Annotated in this window: 20 protein-coding genes; 1 reads left to right on the top strand and 19 read right to left on the bottom strand. The window is 65.3% G+C overall.

All coding sequences use genetic code 11. The features are described 5' to 3' along the window. Window positions 1-60: 60 nt before the first annotated feature. The 11 genes from ACOYJQ_RS06670 to ACOYJQ_RS06620 all read right to left on the bottom strand — a co-directional run bounded on the left by ACOYJQ_RS06670 (window position 61) and on the right by ACOYJQ_RS06620 (window position 9,764). On the bottom strand, window positions 61-294 hold the full coding sequence (locus ACOYJQ_RS06670; RefSeq protein WP_433457263.1) for a hypothetical protein: 234 nt from the start codon (window positions 292-294) through the stop codon (window positions 61-63). Between the two features lie 365 nt (window positions 295-659). After that, entirely contained in the window at window positions 660-1,730 is a 1,071-nt protein-coding gene (locus tag ACOYJQ_RS06665) for an ABC transporter ATP-binding protein (protein WP_433457262.1), read from the bottom strand. Then, on the bottom strand, window positions 1,727-2,527 hold the full coding sequence (locus ACOYJQ_RS06660; RefSeq protein WP_433457261.1) for an ABC transporter permease: 801 nt from the start codon (window positions 2,525-2,527) through the stop codon (window positions 1,727-1,729). Before ACOYJQ_RS06660 ends, ACOYJQ_RS06665 begins: the two co-directional genes overlap by 4 nt. A 3-nt stretch (window positions 2,528-2,530) precedes the next feature. Beyond that, window positions 2,531-3,388: an ABC transporter permease gene (locus ACOYJQ_RS06655; protein ID WP_433457259.1), complete on the bottom strand. Its 858-nt coding sequence runs from the start codon at window positions 3,386-3,388 to the stop codon at window positions 2,531-2,533. A gap of 145 nt (window positions 3,389-3,533) precedes the next feature. Then, window positions 3,534-4,544 (bottom strand): polyamine ABC transporter substrate-binding protein, encoded by a 1,011-nt coding sequence (locus ACOYJQ_RS06650; RefSeq protein ID WP_433457258.1) that lies wholly within the window; start codon window positions 4,542-4,544, stop codon window positions 3,534-3,536. Between the two features lie 56 nt (window positions 4,545-4,600). Then, complete coding sequence (locus tag ACOYJQ_RS06645; RefSeq protein ID WP_433457257.1) at window positions 4,601-4,933, bottom strand: NIPSNAP family protein; 333 nt, start codon at window positions 4,931-4,933, stop codon at window positions 4,601-4,603. 4 nt (window positions 4,934-4,937) lie between these two features. Continuing rightward, a complete protein-coding gene (locus tag ACOYJQ_RS06640) occupies window positions 4,938-6,401 on the bottom strand; it encodes an aldehyde dehydrogenase (protein WP_433457255.1) in 1,464 nt (487 codons plus the stop codon). Window positions 6,402-6,409: 8 nt separating this feature from the next. Then, entirely contained in the window at window positions 6,410-7,447 is a 1,038-nt protein-coding gene (locus ACOYJQ_RS06635) for an LLM class flavin-dependent oxidoreductase (protein ID WP_433457253.1), read from the bottom strand. Next, on the bottom strand, window positions 7,444-8,370 hold the full coding sequence (locus ACOYJQ_RS06630) for a flavin reductase (RefSeq protein WP_433457252.1): 927 nt from the start codon (window positions 8,368-8,370) through the stop codon (window positions 7,444-7,446). Before ACOYJQ_RS06630 ends, ACOYJQ_RS06635 begins: the two co-directional genes overlap by 4 nt. Continuing rightward, a complete protein-coding gene (locus ACOYJQ_RS06625) occupies window positions 8,345-9,190 on the bottom strand; it encodes an alpha/beta fold hydrolase (protein ID WP_433457250.1) in 846 nt (281 codons plus the stop codon). Before ACOYJQ_RS06625 ends, ACOYJQ_RS06630 begins: the two co-directional genes overlap by 26 nt. Continuing rightward, window positions 9,162-9,764, bottom strand: coding sequence for an amino acid synthesis family protein (locus ACOYJQ_RS06620; RefSeq protein WP_433457249.1), 603 nt, complete (start codon window positions 9,762-9,764; stop codon window positions 9,162-9,164). Before ACOYJQ_RS06620 ends, ACOYJQ_RS06625 begins: the two co-directional genes overlap by 29 nt. Window positions 9,765-9,862: 98 nt before the next feature. Here ACOYJQ_RS06620 and ACOYJQ_RS06615 point away from each other — a divergent pair, with 98 nt between their 5' ends. Next, window positions 9,863-10,558, top strand: coding sequence for a GntR family transcriptional regulator (locus ACOYJQ_RS06615; RefSeq protein ID WP_433457248.1), 696 nt, complete (start codon window positions 9,863-9,865; stop codon window positions 10,556-10,558). A gap of 38 nt (window positions 10,559-10,596) precedes the next feature. On the opposite strand, the gene folD is transcribed toward ACOYJQ_RS06615, so the two are convergent. The 8 genes from folD to ACOYJQ_RS06575 all read right to left on the bottom strand — a co-directional run bounded on the left by folD (window position 10,597) and on the right by ACOYJQ_RS06575 (window position 18,709). Beyond that, entirely contained in the window at window positions 10,597-11,496 is a 900-nt protein-coding gene (gene folD / locus ACOYJQ_RS06610; RefSeq protein WP_433457247.1) for a bifunctional methylenetetrahydrofolate dehydrogenase/methenyltetrahydrofolate cyclohydrolase FolD, read from the bottom strand. Window positions 11,497-11,507: 11 nt separating this feature from the next. Further along, window positions 11,508-12,392, bottom strand: a complete 885-nt coding sequence (purU, locus tag ACOYJQ_RS06605) for a formyltetrahydrofolate deformylase (protein ID WP_433457246.1) — start codon at window positions 12,390-12,392, stop codon at window positions 11,508-11,510. A gap of 79 nt (window positions 12,393-12,471) precedes the next feature. Then, window positions 12,472-13,779, bottom strand: coding sequence for a type III glutamate--ammonia ligase (gene glnT, locus ACOYJQ_RS06600; protein WP_433457245.1), 1,308 nt, complete (start codon window positions 13,777-13,779; stop codon window positions 12,472-12,474). A gap of 117 nt (window positions 13,780-13,896) precedes the next feature. After that, entirely contained in the window at window positions 13,897-15,225 is a 1,329-nt protein-coding gene (locus ACOYJQ_RS06595) for an FMN-binding glutamate synthase family protein (RefSeq protein ID WP_433457244.1), read from the bottom strand. A 15-nt stretch (window positions 15,226-15,240) separates the two neighbouring features. Continuing rightward, the gene (locus ACOYJQ_RS06590; RefSeq protein ID WP_433457243.1) at window positions 15,241-15,927 is read right to left on the bottom strand and encodes a protein GlxC; all 687 of its coding nucleotides are present in this window, start codon (window positions 15,925-15,927) and stop codon (window positions 15,241-15,243) included. A 68-nt stretch (window positions 15,928-15,995) separates the two neighbouring features. Beyond that, complete coding sequence (locus ACOYJQ_RS06585) at window positions 15,996-16,898, bottom strand: class II glutamine amidotransferase (protein WP_433457242.1); 903 nt, start codon at window positions 16,896-16,898, stop codon at window positions 15,996-15,998. An 83-nt stretch (window positions 16,899-16,981) separates the two neighbouring features. Continuing rightward, window positions 16,982-17,689 (bottom strand): helix-turn-helix domain-containing protein, encoded by a 708-nt coding sequence (locus ACOYJQ_RS06580; RefSeq protein ID WP_433457241.1) that lies wholly within the window; start codon window positions 17,687-17,689, stop codon window positions 16,982-16,984. A 54-nt stretch (window positions 17,690-17,743) separates the two neighbouring features. Next, window positions 17,744-18,709, bottom strand: a complete 966-nt coding sequence (locus tag ACOYJQ_RS06575; protein ID WP_433457240.1) for a GlxA family transcriptional regulator — start codon at window positions 18,707-18,709, stop codon at window positions 17,744-17,746. Window positions 18,710-18,759 lie beyond the last annotated feature (50 nt).

Genomic DNA, 18,759 nt, shown 5'->3' with positions numbered 1-18,759 from the left:
CAATCTCCAAATGTCATATCTTGCGGCTTCACACGCAAGCCGAAGCTCGCCGGATGGTCTTCAATTGCGCTGCCGCTGCACGGAACCGAATTGAGGAACGCGATCCATGTCCGCAACCTGATTCATATCGCGCTTCAAGACAATACCGCCCCCCGCCATATCTGGCGTATTCGGAATCATTCCAGCCGCCTGTTGCACAAATGACGCTATATATGTCGCCAAATCGACATACGCCGATACACCGGCCGCGAAGTCTCGCGGCGGCGCGCAAACAGGAACGCGCGCGACCGACATCGCCGCGCTCCCGGCGGCGTTTCCGGCGAATCTGTCCGGGGAATCGAGGGCGAATCAGGATTTGTCATGCGTTCCGCGGGGCAATGCCGCCCTTCGCGCGTTCGCGGGCCCGCCCTCACGGATCCGCGACGAAGCGCCGGGAACCGCCCTCGCTCTCATGCCCGGAGCGCTTCCCGATCAAACGAAATCAATCGATCGACAATAATTCAATGGGATCGACAGAATATATCATGCGAGATTTTCAATAGAGCTGCGACATGAGCTAGAGCGGCGTGCATTCAAGTGGAATCGTCACGCCGCTCTAAGTTCTATATTTTACCGCAACTTGCATTCAATTCGATGGATCGATTTGAACGCAAACTGCTCTAGAATGCATGCGTGCTTTCAGGATTGAAAGCGAGCGATACCGGGGCTCCGGCGACAATCCCGGATAGCGCGGCATGGCCGAACGGCAGGCGAACGGAAATCACCGAAGCGCCTGGCGGCTCCACGAGTACATGAATGTTGTTGCCGAGAAAAGTGACGTCGCGCACCACGCCGTCCAGCGTGCCCCGCCCCTCCCCGACCGCAAGATCGATGCGCTCGGGGCGCAGCATCAGCGAAACCTTGCCGGACGTCGCGCCTCCGTGCAGGGGGATCCCGCCGATGACGCCCCCGCCGGGCAATCTGAGCTGCGCGAGACGCCCCTCCACCGCGAGTATCTCGGCGTCGAGGAAGTTGCTGTCGCCGATGAAGCCGGCGACGAAACGCGTCGCCGGATCGGCATAAAGCTCCCGCCCCGTCCCGATCTGCTCGATGCGGCCCTGGCTGAAGACGGCGATCCTGTCGGACAGCCGCAGCGCCTCTTCCTGATCGTGCGTGACATAGAGAATGGTGACGCCCGTTTCCTGATGGATCCGGCGTATCTCGAACTGGATTTCGTCGCGCAGCTTCTTGTCGAGGGCCGACAGCGGCTCGTCCATCAGCAGCACGGGCGGCTCGTAGACGAGCGCGCGCGCCAGCGCCACGCGCTGCTGCTGCCCGCCCGACATGTTCGCGGGCATGCGGTCCTCATACCCGTCGAGGCGCACCAGCTCGAGCGCCGCCTTCACCTTGTCGGCGATCTCCGCGTTCGGACGGCGGCGGATGCGCAGCGGGAAGGCGACATTCTCGCCCACGCTCAGATGCGGGAAAAGCGTGTAGCGCTGGAACACCATGCCAATGTTGCGCTTGTGCGAAGGGGTGGAAAGCAGGCTGCGCCCCTTGAGCAGAATGTCGCCCTCGGTCGGGTCCTGAAAACCGGCCAGGATGTAGAGCGTGGTCGACTTGCCCGAACCCGACGGGCCGAGAAAGGTCATGAACTCCCCTTCCCCGATATCCATGCTGACATTGCCGACAGCCGTCACCGCGCCGTAGACCTTGCGGATGCCGCGAATGCTGAGAAACGGCCCGGTCATGCTTTTTCCCCTTTGCGGAACAGCGCCGCGAATATCATCAGAACGACGGTGAACAGAATGAGCAGCGTGGATACGGCCGCGATGACCGGCGTGAGATCCTGCCTGAGCGTCGTCCAGATCTTCACCGGCAGGGTCTGCAAGGTGGGGCTCGCCATGAAGATCGCCAGAACCACCTCGTCCCACGAGGCCAGGAAGGAGAAGACGGCGGCGGCGAACAGGCCGTGACCGATCGCCGGCACCGTCACCCGCAGACGCGCTTCCCACGGGCTCGCGCCGCACAGGATGGCCGCGTCCTCGATGGAACGGTCGAAGCCCTCGAGCGCATTGCCGATCGAGATGATCGAGAACGGCAGCGCGATGAGCAGATGAGCGACCACGAAGGCGAATGTCGTGCCGGCGAGCCCCATTCTCAGGAAGAGAGCGTAGAGAGCGACGGCCAGCACGACGACCGGCAGGATCATCGGCGTCAGGAAAAGCGCCCGCAGCGCCTCGCGGCCCCTGAACTCGCCGCGATTGAGGCCGAGCGCCGCGAGAAAGCCGACGATCACCGACAGCACGGTGACGATGACGGCGATCTTGAGGCTCGTCAGCGCCGAAAGCAGCCAGCGGGGATCGGCGAACAATTCCTGATACCATCGCAGCGTCCAGGACGGCGGCGGAAAGATCAGCCAGCGCGACGAGCCGAAGGACAGCGCCGCGATGAAGACGATCGGCACCAGCAGGAAGAGGCAGACCGCGACGGTCAGTCCGATCAGGAACCACCGCCATGCCCCCAGTTTGCGGAAATCGAGCAGCATGTCCTACCTCGCCCGGCCGGTGTTGAAGAACCTGAGCTGGATGACGTAGAGCGCGAGCGTCACCACCAGCAGCACGAACGCCGCCGCCCCGCCCATGCCCCAGTTGACCAGCGACTGGACGAACTGGGCCACCAGTTCCGCCAGCATCATGTTGGCGGTGCCGCCGAGCAGCGCCGGCGTGACGAAATAGCCCAGCGACATCACGAACACCATCAGCGCGCCGGCCGCGACGCCGGGCAGCGACAGGGGCAGGAGCACGCGCGTGAAGCTTTGCCAGCGGCTGGCGCCGCACAGGGCCGCCGCCTGAAGGACGGCGGGATCGATCGCGCGGATCACGCCGAGCAGCGGCAGGATGACGAAGGGCAGCATGATGTAGGTCATGCCGATCGTCACGCCCACGAGGTTGTTGACCAGCGCCAGCGGCGCATCGACGATGCCGAGGCTCATCAGCGTCTTGTTGACGACGCCCGTCCGCTGCAGGAGCACCATCCACGCATAGGTCCGCGCCAGCAGGTTGGTCCACATGGACAGGATGATGACGGCCAGCACGAGACGCGGCCACGGCGCCGGCATGATCGCCAGCAGCCAGGCCACCGGATAACCCAGCGCGACGGAGATGACCGTCACCAGCCCCGCGACGACGAAGGTATTGACGAAGATCCGCAGGTAGGTGGAGGAGCCGAGCAGCGTGGCATAATTGTGCAAGCCCGGCTCGGGCTCCAGCACGCTCCGCAGGAGGAGCATGAGAACCGGCAAGATGAAGAAGATAACGACCAGAGCCAGCGCAGGCACCAGATAAGACAGGCTGCCGTCGTACCTTTTCCTGCGCCGCCATCCGTCGGCGGTCAGCGATAATGCCATATCCGATCACCCCGATACACAAGATAGAGACCACGGACCGGGTTCGTCTGGTCCATCTGACGCCGGTCCGCCGGCCCCGTCCGACGATCGGGCGAGCCCGCCCGCACGGGGCCGGACGCGACGCGGTCGCGCCGTCACCGGCCCTTTACCGGGCCTGCCACGCGTACCAGCGGGAGCCGATCTCGTCCCGGTTTTCGGCCCAGTAGCCCAGGTTGGCGTTGACCTGCGTCTCCGTCTGCCTGTCGGGCAGCGTCTCGCGGGTAGCCGCATCCATCTGCGCGCTGGAATCCAGATTGATCGGGGCATAGCCGGTGGCGGCCGCGAACGCCGCCTGCGGACCCGCGCCGGTGGCGTGGGCGATGAACTTCATGGCCGCCTCCCTGTTCTTCGCGCCCTTCGGCACCACGAGGGAATCCGCGGCCGTGATGTTGTTGTGCCAGGAAATCTCCACCGGCACGCCGGTATCCTCCAGCGCCGTCAGACGGCCGTTCCAGAACGAGCCGTAGGGCGCTTCGGCCGAAGCGAGAAGCTGCTGGGACTGTGCACCGCCGTCCCACCAGATGATATCGGACTTGATCGTATCGAGCTTTTTGAATGCCCTGTCGAGATCAAGCGGATAAAGATCGCCGGGAGCAACACCGTCCGCGAGCAGCGCCGCCTCGATGACGCCCGGCGCCGACCATTTGTAGAAGGTGCGCTTGCCGGGAAACGCGGCGGTGTCGAAGAGATCGGCCCAGGTCCTGGGGCAGGTCTTCACCGCATCGCGGTTGCAGCCGATGGCGAAGGAATAATAGAAGCTGCCGACCGAATAGTCGGTCACGAAGCGCGGATCGAGCCTGGCGCGGTCGATGATCGAGAAGTCGAGCTTTTCCAGCAGCCCGGCCCGGCCGGCCTGCTCGGCATAATCGCCCTCGACATCCACGACGTCCCAGCTCACGTTGCCCGCCTCGACCATGGCCTTGAGCTTGCCATAGTCCGTCGGCCCGTCCTGGGTCACGCCGATCCCCGTTTGCGCGGTGAAGGGCGCCGCCCAGAATTCCTTCTGGGCGTCCTGCGTGGTGCCGCCCCAACTGCTGAAGACAAGCTCTTCGGCCTTTGCGGAACCCGCGAGGCCGACGACGGCCGAAACCAGTGCCATAACGATCTTCGTGTTCATATGTCCACCTCTAGAATATTTTATTATTGCGAAAGATCTGCCCTGTTCGAGCACCCCTACCCGTGCGCCTCCTGTTCGCCGGACGGCGAAAAATCCGCCGGTTTCAGGATCTTGTTGTCCGCCGTCACGATGAGATCGCGTATTGCCGGCAGGAAGGCCCGCCACTCGGGATCGGCCTGCAACGCATCCCGCCGGGCCTGCCGGTCGTTCAGGCTCTCGTAGGCCCAGATGTGCACGATCTCGTTGACGGGACCGATTTCGGAGAAGAAATAACCGACGAGCCGGCCGAGATGGCGTTTCTGGATGGCGATGCCGGTTTCGCCCACCGCCTTGAGATATTCCGGGATGGCGCCGTTCTTCAGCCGATAGGTGCGGATTTCGTAATACATGCTCTCACCGCATCACAAAAGGATCGGGAAACGGATCGTCGGAAGTCCGCAGCCATACCGTCTTCGTCCGCGTGTAGTCGAGCGCCGCCGCCAGCCCGCCTTCCCGGCCGTGGCCCGAATGTCCGTAGCCGCCGAACGGCGCGATGGGAGAAACCGCGCGGTATGTATTCACCCACACGACGCCGGCCCGGATCTTTCGAATCATGCGATGGGCGCGGGTGAGGCTGCGCGTGAAGACGCCGGACGCCAGCGCATAGGGCGTTGCGTTGGCGAGGGATACGGCTTCGTCCTCCGTTCCGAAGGACAGCACGGAGAGAACCGGCCCGAACAGTTCCGTCCCGGCGGAGGGCGACGATACGCCGTCGCAGTCCAGAATGGTGGGCGGGTAGAAGAAGCCCTCGCGGTCGAGCGGCTTCGCGCCGGCCACGACCCTCGCCCCCGCCGCGATCGAGGCTGCGACGACACTGTCGATGTGGTCCCGCTGCCTGAGCGTGCAGAGCGGGCCGACCTCCGTGGCCATGTCGAGCGGTTCGCCGATCCGGATCGCCTGCGCCTTTTCCCGAAGCAGATCGAGAAAACGCGCCTTCACCGACGCCTCGACGATGAGGCGCGAACCGGCCACGCAGCTTTGTCCGCTGGCGGCGAAGACGCCGGCGACCTGCGCATTGGCCGCGCTGTCGAGATCGGCATCGGCGAAGACCACGAACGGCGATTTGCCTCCAAGCTCCAGCGAGATGCTGGCGAGATTTTCAGCCGAGTTGCGAATGACATGCGCCGCGGTCGCCGGCCCGCCGGTAAAGGCGATGTGGGCAACGCCCGGATGACGGGTGAGCGCGCTGCCGCAGGAAGGGCCGAAGCCGGTGATGACATTCACCACGCCTTTCGGGAACCCGGCCTCATGCACGAGGCGGGCGAATTCGAGCAGCGGCGCGGGACCGTCCTCGGACGCCTTGACGACGATCGTGCAGCCTGCCGCGAGCGCGGGCCCGATCTTGACGGCGGCGAGGAAAAGCTGGCTGTTCCACGGCACGACGGCGGCGACGACGCCGACCGGCTCCCGCAGGGTCCATACTTCCATGTCCGCCTTGTCGACGGGCAGCGTGGCCCCCTCGATCTTGTCGGCAAGCCCCGCGTAGTAACGATAGTAATCCGCCACATAGGCGATCTGCGCCGAGGTCTCGCGAATGATCTTGCCGGTGTCGCGCGTCTCCAGATCGGCGAGCCGGGCGGCGTTGGCCTGCACCAGATCGGCCAGCCGATAAAGCAGCCTGCCGCGCCCGGTCGCCGTCGTCTGCGGCCAGGGGCCGGACCGCAAGGCCCGCCCGGCCGCGATGACCGCACGATCCACGTCGGCCTCCCGCGCCTCCGGCATCGTGGCCCAGACGGCGCCGGTGGCCGGGTCGAGGCTTTCGAACCGCCCCGCGCCGTCCTCGAAAGCGCCATCGATATATTGCTGGAACCGCTGCATGTCTGACCTCACCGGAACGCGGGCATGACATCGGCGATGAACCGCTCCAGCGAGGCGCGCTTGCGCTCGAAGCTCATGCCGCTGTCGATCCAGAACGAATATTCGTCATAGCCCAGTTTCTCGTAATCCTTCAGCCGGCCGATCACCTCGGCGGCGGTGCCGACGGCGAGGTTGCGGCGCATCACCTGCGGCGAGAGATTTTCATTGGCTGCGATCTCCGCCTCGCCGAGTCGCTCGATCAGCCCCTGGGTAACGGGACGCTCGTTCTTGAACCAGGCGAAGAAGTAATTGTAATAGACGCTCAGTTCCCGCGCCGCCTGATCGATATCCGCCTCGCTCTCCCCGACATAAGTATGCAGAAGCAGCATGATCTTCGGGCGCGGCACCTGCGGATTCCCGTCGCAAGCCGCAGTGAAGCGCTCCATCAGGCTTCCGATCTCCGCGTCGCCGTTCCACAGCGGCGTCACCTGCACGTTGCAGCCGTTGCCGACCGCGAATTCATGGCTGCTGGGGTCCCGCGCCGCCACCCAGAGCGGCGGATGGGGCGTTTGCAACGGCTTCGGAGCGGAGGTCGTCGCCGGGAATTGCCAGAACTCGCCGTCATGCGCGTAGTCGCCGTTCCAGATGCCCTTGACCGCCGGGACGAGTTCGCGCATGCGCTGGCCGGCTCCCCAGGCGTCCAGTCCCGGCACAAGACGCTCGTACTCGAAGCTGTAGGCCCCGCGGGCGATGCCCACCTCAAGCCGGCCCTCCGCGATGATATCCGTCATGGCGGCTTCGCCCGCGAGCTTGATCGGATGCCAGAACGGCGCGATCACCGTGCCGGTGGCGAGGCGCACGTTCTTCGTGCGGCGGGCCAGATCCGCGATGGTGACGAAGGGATTGGGCGCGATGGTGAAATCCATCGCATGATGCTCGCCCGTCCATATCGCGTGCATGCCGCCCCTGTCGGCAATCTCGCACAGCGCGATGAACTCGTCATAGAGCTCCTTGTGGTTCTGGTCGGCGTTCAGTCTTTCCATATGGATGAACAGCGAAAACTTCATGGCTCCCCCTTTGCGGCCACGGCATGCACCCGCCCCTGTTCCTGATTGCCGAAATAGACACCGAAATTGCCGAGCGCGCTTTCGGCCGCGTAACGCGCCAGAAGCTGGCGCACGGCCGCGTCCGCGATCGTTTCCAGCGGCAGGTCGCGGGCCGGAAAGAACCGGCCGTCGCGCGCGTCGCCCGCGCCGAGTTCCGCCCGGTAGATGACGTGCTGGCGCTTCGTCTTGGTGTCTTCATAGACGGAATAGAGAAGACCGGCACGCGCCCGCAACCCCGTAGCCGCCCGCAGATACGCCTCCAGCGCCTCGATGCCGTCGCCCTCCGCCTTTTCCACGAGGGGCAGCGTCCGGTTGCCCGACGCGTCGGCCATCAGCAGGATCTCGCCGTCGCGCTCCGCCACCGCCCCCAGAAGCAGGCCGCCGTCGGAGCCCGCGAGCAGGGTCTTGTCCGCGAGCGCCGGCGAGAAATAGGCGCCGCGCGCATAGCCGAGCCCCGTCCCGCCGCTGTTCCCGAACGCCTCGACGCGGCCGATCAGGATCGCATGATCGCCGGCATCGATGATCTGATGCGGGGAGCAATCGAACCATGCGGCGACGCCGGCGAGAACCGGCGAGCCGAAGTCGCCGCGCCGCCAGTCGACGGCGGCGAATCTGTCCTCCACGGGGCGCGCGAAGGTGTTGGAGACGTCCGCCTGCTCCTCCGACAGAACGTTGACTGCAAATCCCTTCGCCGACACCATCGCCCGGTAATTGCGCGAGGTTCTGGCAAGGCAGACCAGCAGCAGCGGCGGATCGAGCGAAACGCTGGTAAAGCTGTTGGCCGTGAAGCCGATCGGCGCGCCGGCCTCGTTGAAGGCCGTGACCACTGTCACGCCGGTCAGGAAGGCCCCGAAGGCATCACGCAGGGCTCTGGCTTCGATCATCGTTCCCCTCTCCCGTTTCGGCCGCCGTTTTCCACGTCAACCAGTCGGCCAGACATTCGTTGACGGCGTCGGGCGCCGTCAGGTTGACCATGTGCCGGTGCCCCTCGACGACGACGGCCTTGCCGCGCGGCGCGGCCGCCGCCATGGCGCGCGCCATTTCCGGCGTCGAATTCATGTCTCCATCCCCGGTCAGGAAGAGCGCCGGGCAAGTCACCCGCGGCCAGCAATCCGCGTAAACATCGTCTCCGGCGGCAAAAGCCCGATAGGCCGCTGCGTAGCCCTCCCGATCCACGCAAGCGAGCAATTCGCGCGCCAGAACACAGGCGGGGCTGGCGCCTTCATCGGCGGAGAACCACCGCGCCAGAGGCGCCTCGCGATCGAACGCACCCGTCGCGATCTCGTCCGCGCGGGCGATCACCGCCCGGCGCGCCGCCTCGCTGCGCCTGTGGACGCCGTTGAGCAACGCCACGCGCCTTACCAGAGGCGCCGCCTCGACGGCGATGCCGCCGGCGATCATGGCTCCCATCGAGTGGCCCGCGATATTGACCGGGCCGGGAGCGAGTTCCTCGATGACATCGCGAAGCCACGCCACGAAGTGCCTCAGATGCGGCGGCCCGCTCAGCGGGGCGGATGAACCGTGGCCGGGAAGATCCACCGCGAGAACGCGGCAGTACCGGGCCAGCCGGTCGATCTGCGGTCCCCAGGCCTCGCTGCGCATGCCGACGCCGTGGACGAGGACCACGGTTTCATCGCCGCTCCCGGCGTCGAAATACGCGGCACCCGATCGGGTGCTAGACCGCGGCAGGGTTTGCAACGTCATGGCCGAGTTCTTTGAGGTCCTGATACCGGTCGCCGATCCGGTGGTGCGGGCGTCCGCCGATGGAAGCGCCCAGCGCGACGACGATCTCGTCGGCGGCCGGCGCATCCGCGATGGCCGTCTGGATGGTCAGGTAATGCGAACGCCGGCCCTCGTCGTTCTTGTCCATGAGCGGAATGGAGATCGGCGCGTTGGCGGGTCCGCGCGTGTTGGTGAAGGCAAGATACGACTTCGCACCGACCGCGGTGCGGTAGTGATTGCCGAAACGCAGGGTATGGATCAGCGCGGAGGCGTGCTCGATTTCTCCGTCCAGCCCCACTACCGCCGCCTTGCCGTAGCCCTCGACATTCTCGCCCGACCCGGCGACATCGATGACCATCTGCGTCAGCAGCGCGCCGAGAAGAGGCGCGGCGTCGTGGATTCCCGGCCTCAGATCCTCCACGAAACCGAGGCCCGCCCACGGATTCTTCAGCACGGCGATCGCAGCGATCAGCTTGAGCGGCGTCGGCGCTTCACGCCCGCCCTCGAACAGTGTCGTTTCCACGTGCAGCAGGGTTTTACGAATGATCGTCGCCACGGGTTTCTCCTGTCGATTTGACTTTCGCGATCATGGTATACCATCATATGGCATGTCAACATCTTGCGCGGATGAATTTTTGCGCATAAAGGGATGTCATGAGCAAATCAGCCGAAAATCTCGCCGCGCTGCGCATCGAAACCCCGCCGGCGACCCTCCGGGAACTGGCGCTCAAGCGCATGCGCCGGGCGATCATCAGCGGCCTGTTCGAGCCGGGAGAGCGACTGGTGGAACGCACCTTGTGCGATCAGCTGGGCGTGTCGCGCTCCGTCATCCGGGAGGTCATCCGGCATCTGGAAGCCGAAGGGCTTGTCGAGATGCTGCCCAAGCAGGGGCCGATCGTCGCGCGCCTCGACTGGGACAACGCCCGGCAGATCTACGACATCCGCATCGCGCTTGAATCGGCGGCGGTCGCCGATTGCGCGCGTCTGGCCGACGCCGGCATCAAGGCGAAACTCGCGGCGGCGATGGAGGAACTGGACCGCACGTCCAGGACGAATGCGCCGGCCGCGATTCTCGATGCGACCACGGAGCTTTACAGGATCATTTTCGAGGCGGGCGGACATACGATCGCCTGGGAGATCGTATGTCGGCTCAACAGCCGCATTTCCCGGCTGCGCGTCATGACGCTCGCCACCGCCAACCGCACGGTATCCGGCCCCGCCAGGATTCGCGAGATCTTCGGCGCCATCGAGCGAAACGACCCCGTGGCGGCGGCCGAGGCCTGCCGGATACACGTCTCCGAAGCGGCGGCGATCGCCCGCACGCTCCTGGGGCCGGCAGACAGGGCATGACAACCGCCGGGGGCGGCGTCGCCCGCTTTCCGGCATGGTCAGAACGCCGGCGGCGTCAGTCCTTGCGCGCGATGCGCCGCGATGACCGTGTTGGCCATCAGCATGGCGATGGTCATCGGCCCCACGCCGCCGGGCACCGGCGTGATGACGGAAGCGACACCGGCGCATTCCGCGAAGGCGACATCGCCGACGAGGCGGGTCTTGCCCTCACCTCTTTCGGGTGCGGGAATCCGGTTGATGCCGACATCGATCACGGTCGCGCCGGGCCGCACCCAATCGGCTTTCACCATTTCCGGCCGGCCGACTGCGGCGACGAGGATATCCGCGTTTCGACAGAATGACGGCAGGTCTCCGGTGCGCGAGTGCGCGACCGTCACCGTCGCGTTGGCGTTCAGCAGCAGTTGCGCCATCGGCTTGCCGAACAGGTTCGAGCGCCCCACCACGACGGCATTCAGGCCCGAGAGGTCCGCGCCGTGAATACGGCGGACGAAGACCATCGCGCCGGCGGGCGTGCAGGAGACGAGGCCGGTGGCAAGATCGCCGGTGGCGAGCTTGCCGGCGTTGACGACATGGAGACCGTCGACGTCCTTTTCCGGCCGGATCGACTGGATGATCGGCTCCGGGTCGAGGTGCCCCGGCAGCGGAAGCTGCACCAGTATGCCGTGGATGGCGGCGTCGTCATTGAGAGACCGGACGAGGGCGGCGAGTTCCGCCTGCGTCGCGCCGGCCGGCAGCGTATGCTGGATGGAGTTGAAACCGCATTCCTTCGCCATGCGGCTCTTGGCGGCCACATAGGTGTGGCTTGCGGGATCGTCGCCGACGATGACGACGGCGAGACCCGGCCGCACGCCCTGCCGCTGCTCCAGGGCGAGAGCCGCCGCCTTCACCGCCGCGACCACGGAGGCGGCGATCCGCTTTCCATCGATGATTTCAGCCATGGTTCAGCCTCTCAGCCCATCCGCTCGGAAGCATAGCTGCCGGGGCTCGCCGGGAAGACGACCGTGCGGTTGCCGTTGATGAAGGTGCGGTGGTGAATGTGCGCATGGATGGCGCGCGCCAGAACCTGGCTTTCAACGTCGCGACCGATGGAAACGTAGTCGTCCGGGCTCTGCGCGTGGGTGATGCGCACCGTGCCCTGCTCGATGATGGGCCCCTCATCGAGATCGGCGGTCACGTAATGGGCGGTCGCGCCGATGAGTTTCACGCCCCGCTCATAGGCCTGCTTGTACGGATTGGCGCCCTTGAAGCTCGGCAGGAAGGAATGGTGGATGTTGATGACGCGGCCCGACATCTCCGCGCACAGGTTATCCGACAGGATCTGCATGTAGCGGGCGAGCACGATGAGGTCGGTTCCCGTCTGCCGAACGATGTCGAGCAATTGCGCCTCGGCCCGCGGCTTGTTCTCCTTCGTCACCTTGACGTGGTGAAACGGAATATCGTGGTTCACGACGAGCTTCTGGTAGTCGAAATGATTGGACACCACGCCGACGATATCGATCGGCAATGCGCCGATCCGCCAGCGGTAAAGCAGGTCGTTCAGACAATGGCCGAAGCGCGAGACCATCAGCAGAACCTTCATGCGCTCCCTGGTATCGTGGAATTCCCACGCCATGCCGAACTTCTCGGCGATGGGGGCGAAGGTGTCGACGAGGACCGGACGGCCGACGCCTTCCTCGGAAATGAAGGAGACGCGGATGAAGAAGCGGCCGGTGTCGAGATCGTCGAATTGCGACGAGTCGACGATGTTGCAGCCCTTCTCCGCGAGAAAGGTCGTTATCGCGGCGACGATCCCGCGTGTGGATATGCAGGTGGCGGTGAGAATGAAAGTTGTCATGACGGCTCTCGCTCTCCGGACGAGGAGGGCTTCCCCGTGCGCGGCACGGGGAAGATGATCGCTGAGGCGGCTGGGGATCTCAGATGTCCAGGGTGGTCGCGTGTTCCCAGTTCGTGAACTGCGAGCAATAGACGTTCCACTCATCATGCTTGAGCTTGAGATAGGCGGCCGAGAACGCGCCGCCCAAGGCCCTCTGCAACTCCGCATCCCGCTCGTACTCGCGCAATGCGTCGAGCAGGTTGAGCGGCAGTTTCGGCGTATCCGTGAGCTTGTGGCCGTCGGCATACATGTCGATATCGTGGTGCGGCCCCGGATCGGCCTGCGAGCGGATGCCCGACAGGCCGGCCGCGATGATGATCGCCTGAAGCAGATACGGGTTGACGGCGCCGTCCGGCAGGCGCAGCTCGAAGCGGCCGGGACCCGGCACGCGCACCATGTGGGTGCGGTTGTTGCCGGTCCAGGTGATGGCGTTCGGCGCCCATGTCGCGCCGGAGGTGGTTCGCGGCGCGTTGATGCGCTTGTAGGAATTGACCGTCGGATTGGTGACGGCCGCGAGCCCGGAAGCATGCTTCATGATGCCGCCCAGGAAATGCTTGCCCTGCGCGGAAAGACCGAAAGGCATCGACCTGTCGGCGAAGGCGTTCACCTCTCCATCGGGATCCCACACCGAGATGTGGGCGTGGCAGCCGTTACCGGTCAACCCCTTGAAAGGCTTGGGCATGAACGTCGCGCGCAGCCCGTGCTTCTCGGCTATCGACTTCACCATGAACTTGAAGAACGAATGCTTGTCGGCCGTGCGCAAGGCGTCGTCGAATTCCCAGTTCATCTCGAACTGGCCGTTCGCGTCCTCGTGGTCGTTCTGGTACGGTTTCCAGCCGAGTTCGAGCATGCTGTCGCAGATCTCGGCGATGACATGATAGCGGCGCATCACCGCCTGCTGGTCATAGCAGGGCTTTTGCGCCGTATCGAACGTGTCGGAGATGGTCGCGCCGTCCGGCGAGATGAGGAAGAACTCCGGCTCGACGCCGGTCTTCACCCGCAGCCCCTCCTGCGCCGCCTCGGCGATCAGCCGCTTGAGCACGACACGCGGCGCCTGCTCCACTGGCGTGTCGTCCATGACGCAGTCGGCCGCCACCCACGCGACGTCACGATTCCAGGGCAACCGGATGACCGACGAGGCATCGGGGATGGCGAACAGGTCGGGATGGGCGGGGGTGAGGTCGAGCCACGTCGCGAAGCCGGCGAAACTCGCGCCGTCCCGCTGCATGCCGGCGATCGCCTCGGCCGGAACCAGTTTCGCGCGCTGCCCGCCGAAAAGGTCCGTGTAGCTGATCATGAAATACTTGATTCTGTTTTCGGCAGCGTATTCGGAAAGCTCCTGTGTCACTTCAGTTCCCCTTCGGGATATCCGCCGCTTGTGTCGCGGCTTAGCCGGATATCCAACTTTCTTATTGGTGGATGCGAACCTGCCCTCCCGTTACAGGCCGCGGGTTTGGATATCGTCTCAAAAGCCGTTCCCGCCCGGATACCAGCCGGTGCCGGCAAGCGGCACCTGCGCCATGGCGGCCGCCTCCAGGGTGAGGGCGCACAGGTCTTCCGGCTCCAGATTGTGCAGGTGGTTCTTGCCGCAGGCGCGGGCGATGGTCTGGGCCTCCAGCGTCATGACCTTGAGGTAATTCGCGAGCCGGCGGCCGGCGGAGACGGGATCGAGGCGGCTCGCCAGTTCCGGGTCCTGCGTGGTGATGCCGGCGGGGTCACGGCCCTCGTGCCAATCGTCATACGCGCCCGCCGTGCTGCCCAGCGCCCGGTATTCGTCCTCCCAGCGCGGATCGTTGTCACCGATGGCGACGAGCGCGGCGGTGCCGACCGATACCGCATCGGCCCCCAGAGCCAGCGCCTTGGCGACATCGGCCCCCGACCGGATGCCGCCGGAAACGACGAGCTGCACCTTGCGATGCATGCCCAGATCCTGCAATGCCTGCACGGCAGGCCGGATGCAGGCGAGCGTCGGCATGCCGACATGCTCGATGAAGACGTCCTGCGTCGCCGCCGTGCCGCCCTGCATCCCGTCAAGCACCACCACGTCCGCGCCTGCCTTGACGGCGAGAGCGACATCGTAATAGGGCCGCGCGCCGCCGATCTTGATGTAGATGGGCTTCTCCCAATCCGTGATCTCCCGCAACTCCATGATCTTGATTTCCAGATCGTCCGGCCCTGTCCAGTCGGGATGACGGCAGGCGGAGCGCTGGTCGATGCCCTTGGGCAGCGTGCGCATCTCGGCCACGCGGTCCGATATCTTCTGGCCGAGCAGCATGCCGCCGCCGCCGGGCTTGGCGCCCTGGCCCACGACGACCTCGATCGCGTCCGCCCGGCGCAGGTCGCGCGGGTTCATGCCGTAGCGCGACGGCAGATACTGATAAACGAGAATCCGGCTGTGTCCGCGTTCTTCATCCGTCATGCCGCCGTCACCCGTCGTCGTCGAGGTTCCGGCGAGCGTCGCCCCGCGCCCGAGCGCTTCCTTCGCCTGGGCTGACAATGCGCCGAAGCTCATGCCCGCGATCGTGACCGGAATCTTCAGTTCGATGGGCTTTTTTGCAAAACGCGTGCCGAGAACGACCGACGTCTCGCACTTCTCGCGATACCCTTCGAGCGGATAGCGGGATATGGAGGCCCCGAGGAACAGCAGGTCGTCGAAATGCGGCACCTTGCGCTTCGTGCCGCCGCCGCGGATGTCATAGATGCCGGTCGCGGCGGCGCGGCGGATTTCGGCGAGCGTATAGTCGTCGAAGGTCGCGGACTTGCGCGGGGGAGTGTGGGGATTGTGATAGCTCATGACGGGTCCCTCGCTTCAATAGGCGTCCGCGTTGTCGATGTTGAAGTTGTAGAGCGTGCGGGCAGACCCGTAGCGCCTGAACTCCTCCGGGCTGACGTCGTGGACGCCGGCCTTTTCGAGAAGTTCCGCGAGCTTCGCGCGATGTTCCGGCCGCATTTTCTTCTCGATGCAGTCGGCGCCGAGGCTTTTCACCGTGCCGCGAACGAAGAGCCTCGCCTCGTAAAGGGAATCGCCCAGCGCGTCACCCGCATCTCCGAGGACGACGAGATGCCCCGACTGCCCCATGAAAGCCGACATATGCCCGATGCTTCCGTGCACCACGATGTCGATGCCCTTCATCGAGATGCCGCAGCGCGAGGCGGCGTTGCCCTTGATGACGAGGAGGCCGCCCCTGCCCGTCGCGCCCGCGTACTGGCTGGCGTCGCCCTCCACGACGACGGTGCCCGACATCATGTTCTCGGCGACTCCCGGCCCGGCGGAGCCATGGATGACGACGGTGCCGCCGTCGTTCATGCCGGCGCAGTAGTAGCCGACCGACCCGCGGACATCGACGGCCACCGGCGCGTCGATGCCGACGGCGACGGCATGGCTGCCGCGCGGGTTGAGCACCTCGAAGGCGATGTCGTTGCTTCCTTGCGGAAGGTTGCGCAATGCGCCGTTGAGTTCGCGCAGCGGCGTTCTGGAAAGATCGAAAACGGACATGGATGACATGTTCCCCAGGTTTGCGCCTGCTTGATGCAGGCTTGCCGGTCGGGAAGACGGGCGGGCGCTCAGGCGGCCTTGTCGTGGTCCCAGAAATAGACGGTGGCCGGTTCCGGCTCCCAGATGCGGGCGTTCTCGATGCCCGGCAGGTTGACGAGCGCGCGGTATTCGGAACCGAAGGCGACATACCGGTCGGTCTCCGCCATGACGGCGGGCTTGCAGGCGATCGGATCGCGCAGCACGCCGAAGCCGGACGCGGTGCCGACGACGAAGGTGAAGAAACCGTCGAGATCGTCGAGCGCGCTGCCGAGCGCCTCGCCGAGATCCTTTCCCTTCGCCATTTCAGCCGTCAGATAGGCGGCCGCAACCTCGGAATCGTTGTGCGTTTCCAGCGTGATGCCCTCGCGGGCCAGCGCGCGGCGCAGGTTGTTGTGATTGGACAGCGACCCGTTGTGGACCAGGCATTGGTCGGCGCCGGTGGAAAAAGGATGCGCGCCGAGCGTGGTGACGGCGGATTCCGTCGCCATGCGGGTATGGCCCACGCCATGCGTGCCGCCCATGCCGCGGATGCCGAAGCGCTCGACGACATCCTTCGGCAGACCGGTTTCCTTATAGATCTCAACGCTGCAACCCGCCCCCATGACACGGACGGAAGGCCGGCGCGCCGCGAGGAAGGCGCGCACGTCGCTTGCCGGGGCTGCGGTTTCCACGACCGCATGCGTGCTCTTGACCGTGACCGACGCCGCGATGCCGGCCTCCAGCAGATCGGCCTGCAAGCCGACGAAATCCGCCTGCGGAGCCCCCGATTGCAATGTCAGCTTGGTGTCGCCGTCCGGCGACGGCCGATAGATCGCGATGCCCGCCGAATCCGGCCCCCGATCCGTCATCGAGATCAACATGTCGGACAGCAGATCGCCGAGCTTCGGCTCAAGCGTCCGGTCCTTCAAGAATAGTCCGACAATACCGCACATCGTCCCTGCACCCTCCGTTCGTTGATGAACAAGAGCTAGCACGCGGCATCGGGATGGTCAATTATGAAGAATAAAATTTTCTTCTAAGGCAAAGACCCCTCCCCTGCGGCGTGCTTGTGGGGATAGGAGATGATGGAGAGATAGCGCGCGGGCAGCTTGACGAGTTCCTCCGGCCCGTGCGGGGCGTCGGCATCGAAGAACAGGCTGTCGCCGGGCTGCATCGGGTAGAGCTTGTCCGCGTGGCGGTAGACGACCTCGCCCTCCAGCATGTAAAGGAACTCCATGCCCTCGTGCTGGAAGGTGGGGAAAACGTCCGACCCGGTGGTCAGCGTGATCAGATAGGGTTCGACCGTGACGCCGCTCGAATTGTTGTCGACATGGCCGAGCAGGCTGTATTGATGGCCGGCGCGCGTTCCCCGGCGCTCGATGTTGAGCCCCTCGCCCGCCTTGACGAAGGTCGCGTTGCGCGGTTCCTCGAAGCGCCGGAAGAACGCCGTCAACGGCACGCCGAGCGACTGCGACAGCACCTGCAACGTGGTGAGCGAAGGCGAGATGTTGCCATTCTCGATCTTGGACAGCATGCCGACCGACATACCCGTCGCCGCCGCGAGATCCGTGACCGTGAGGCCGAGCTTCTTGCGGTAGGCGCGCACCTCGTGCCCGATCGCCATCTCCAGATTGTTCTCCCGCGGCTCGCGGACCGCGTGCGGGTCCTGGCCGAAACCGGGATGGGGCTCGAGGATCGGCGAGACCTTCCGCGCGCCCTGCTTCTTTGCCGTGTCCTGCGTCATGGTCGCTCCGGTTAAAAACCGACGATATCACTCACAGTAAAAGAAATTCAACTATCAGGAAAATTTCTCGCGCTCGCGGCGGGGCGGATGGCCGAACAGGCGCCGATAGGCGGTGGAGAAATGCGCCGCGCTCGAAAAGCCCGTCGCATACGCGATTTCCGCAATCGACAGCGGGCTTTGCTGCAACAGGCGGCGCGCATGCCGCAGCCGGATATTCCTGTAGGTTTCCAGAAAACTCCGGCCGAGGTGCCCGGCGAACAGGCGGTCGAGGTGCCGGGGACTGATGCCGGCGAAGGCCGCCATCGGGCGGCGGCCGAGCGGTTGTTCGATCGTCGTCTCCATCTTTGCGAGGATGTCGAGCAGGGCCGGATGATGCACGCCGAAACGTTCCGCCGCGGAAGCCCGCTGCGGCGCGGCGGGCTCGGCCACCGCCGTGTGGAGATACCAGTCGCTGACGCGGCGCGCGAAATCCGCCCCCATCCGTTCGGCGATCAGGGCGTGCATCATGTCGAGCGGCGCGACGCCGCCCCCGCAGGTGATGCGGTTACCGTCCAGCACGAACCGCGCCTGACGCGGCGCGAGATGCGGAAACGCCTCGATCAGCGCGGGGGCGTGCTCCCAGTGAACCGTAAAGTCGCGCCCGTCCAGCAGGCCGGCGGCGGCGAGAAGATACGGCCCGCCGGAAATCCCGCCGACGCGCACGCCGTTGCGGGCCATCGTCCGCAGCGCGGCATGCACCTGCGGATAATGCCACTCTCCCGGATGGCCGCCGGCGCAGACGAAAACCGTATGCAGCGCCTGCGCGCCCTGCCCGAGCGGCTCGCAGGCGATCAGCGCGCCCGACGACGAGCGGACGGGCGCGCCGCCGGGTGAGAGCGTCACGATATCGTAAAGCACCCCGCCCGCGAGCAGGTTGGCCGCCCGCAGGGGCTCGGTCGCGGAGGCATAGGACATCAGCGCGAACCCCGGCAGGAGAATGAAGCCCATCGGCTGGGTCAGGCGACCGGGAATCTGCTGCATGTCTTCTTTCTATAATTATCCGTCTTTCATGTGAAACGAAAATCGCTGCC

Origin of the sequence: Pseudochelatococcus sp. (assembly GCF_050946405.1) — a bacterium.
GTDB lineage: Bacteria > Pseudomonadota > Alphaproteobacteria > Rhizobiales > Beijerinckiaceae > Pseudochelatococcus.
Note: the sequence above shows the minus strand (reverse complement) of the source record. Positions and strands in the feature narration are given on the sequence as shown.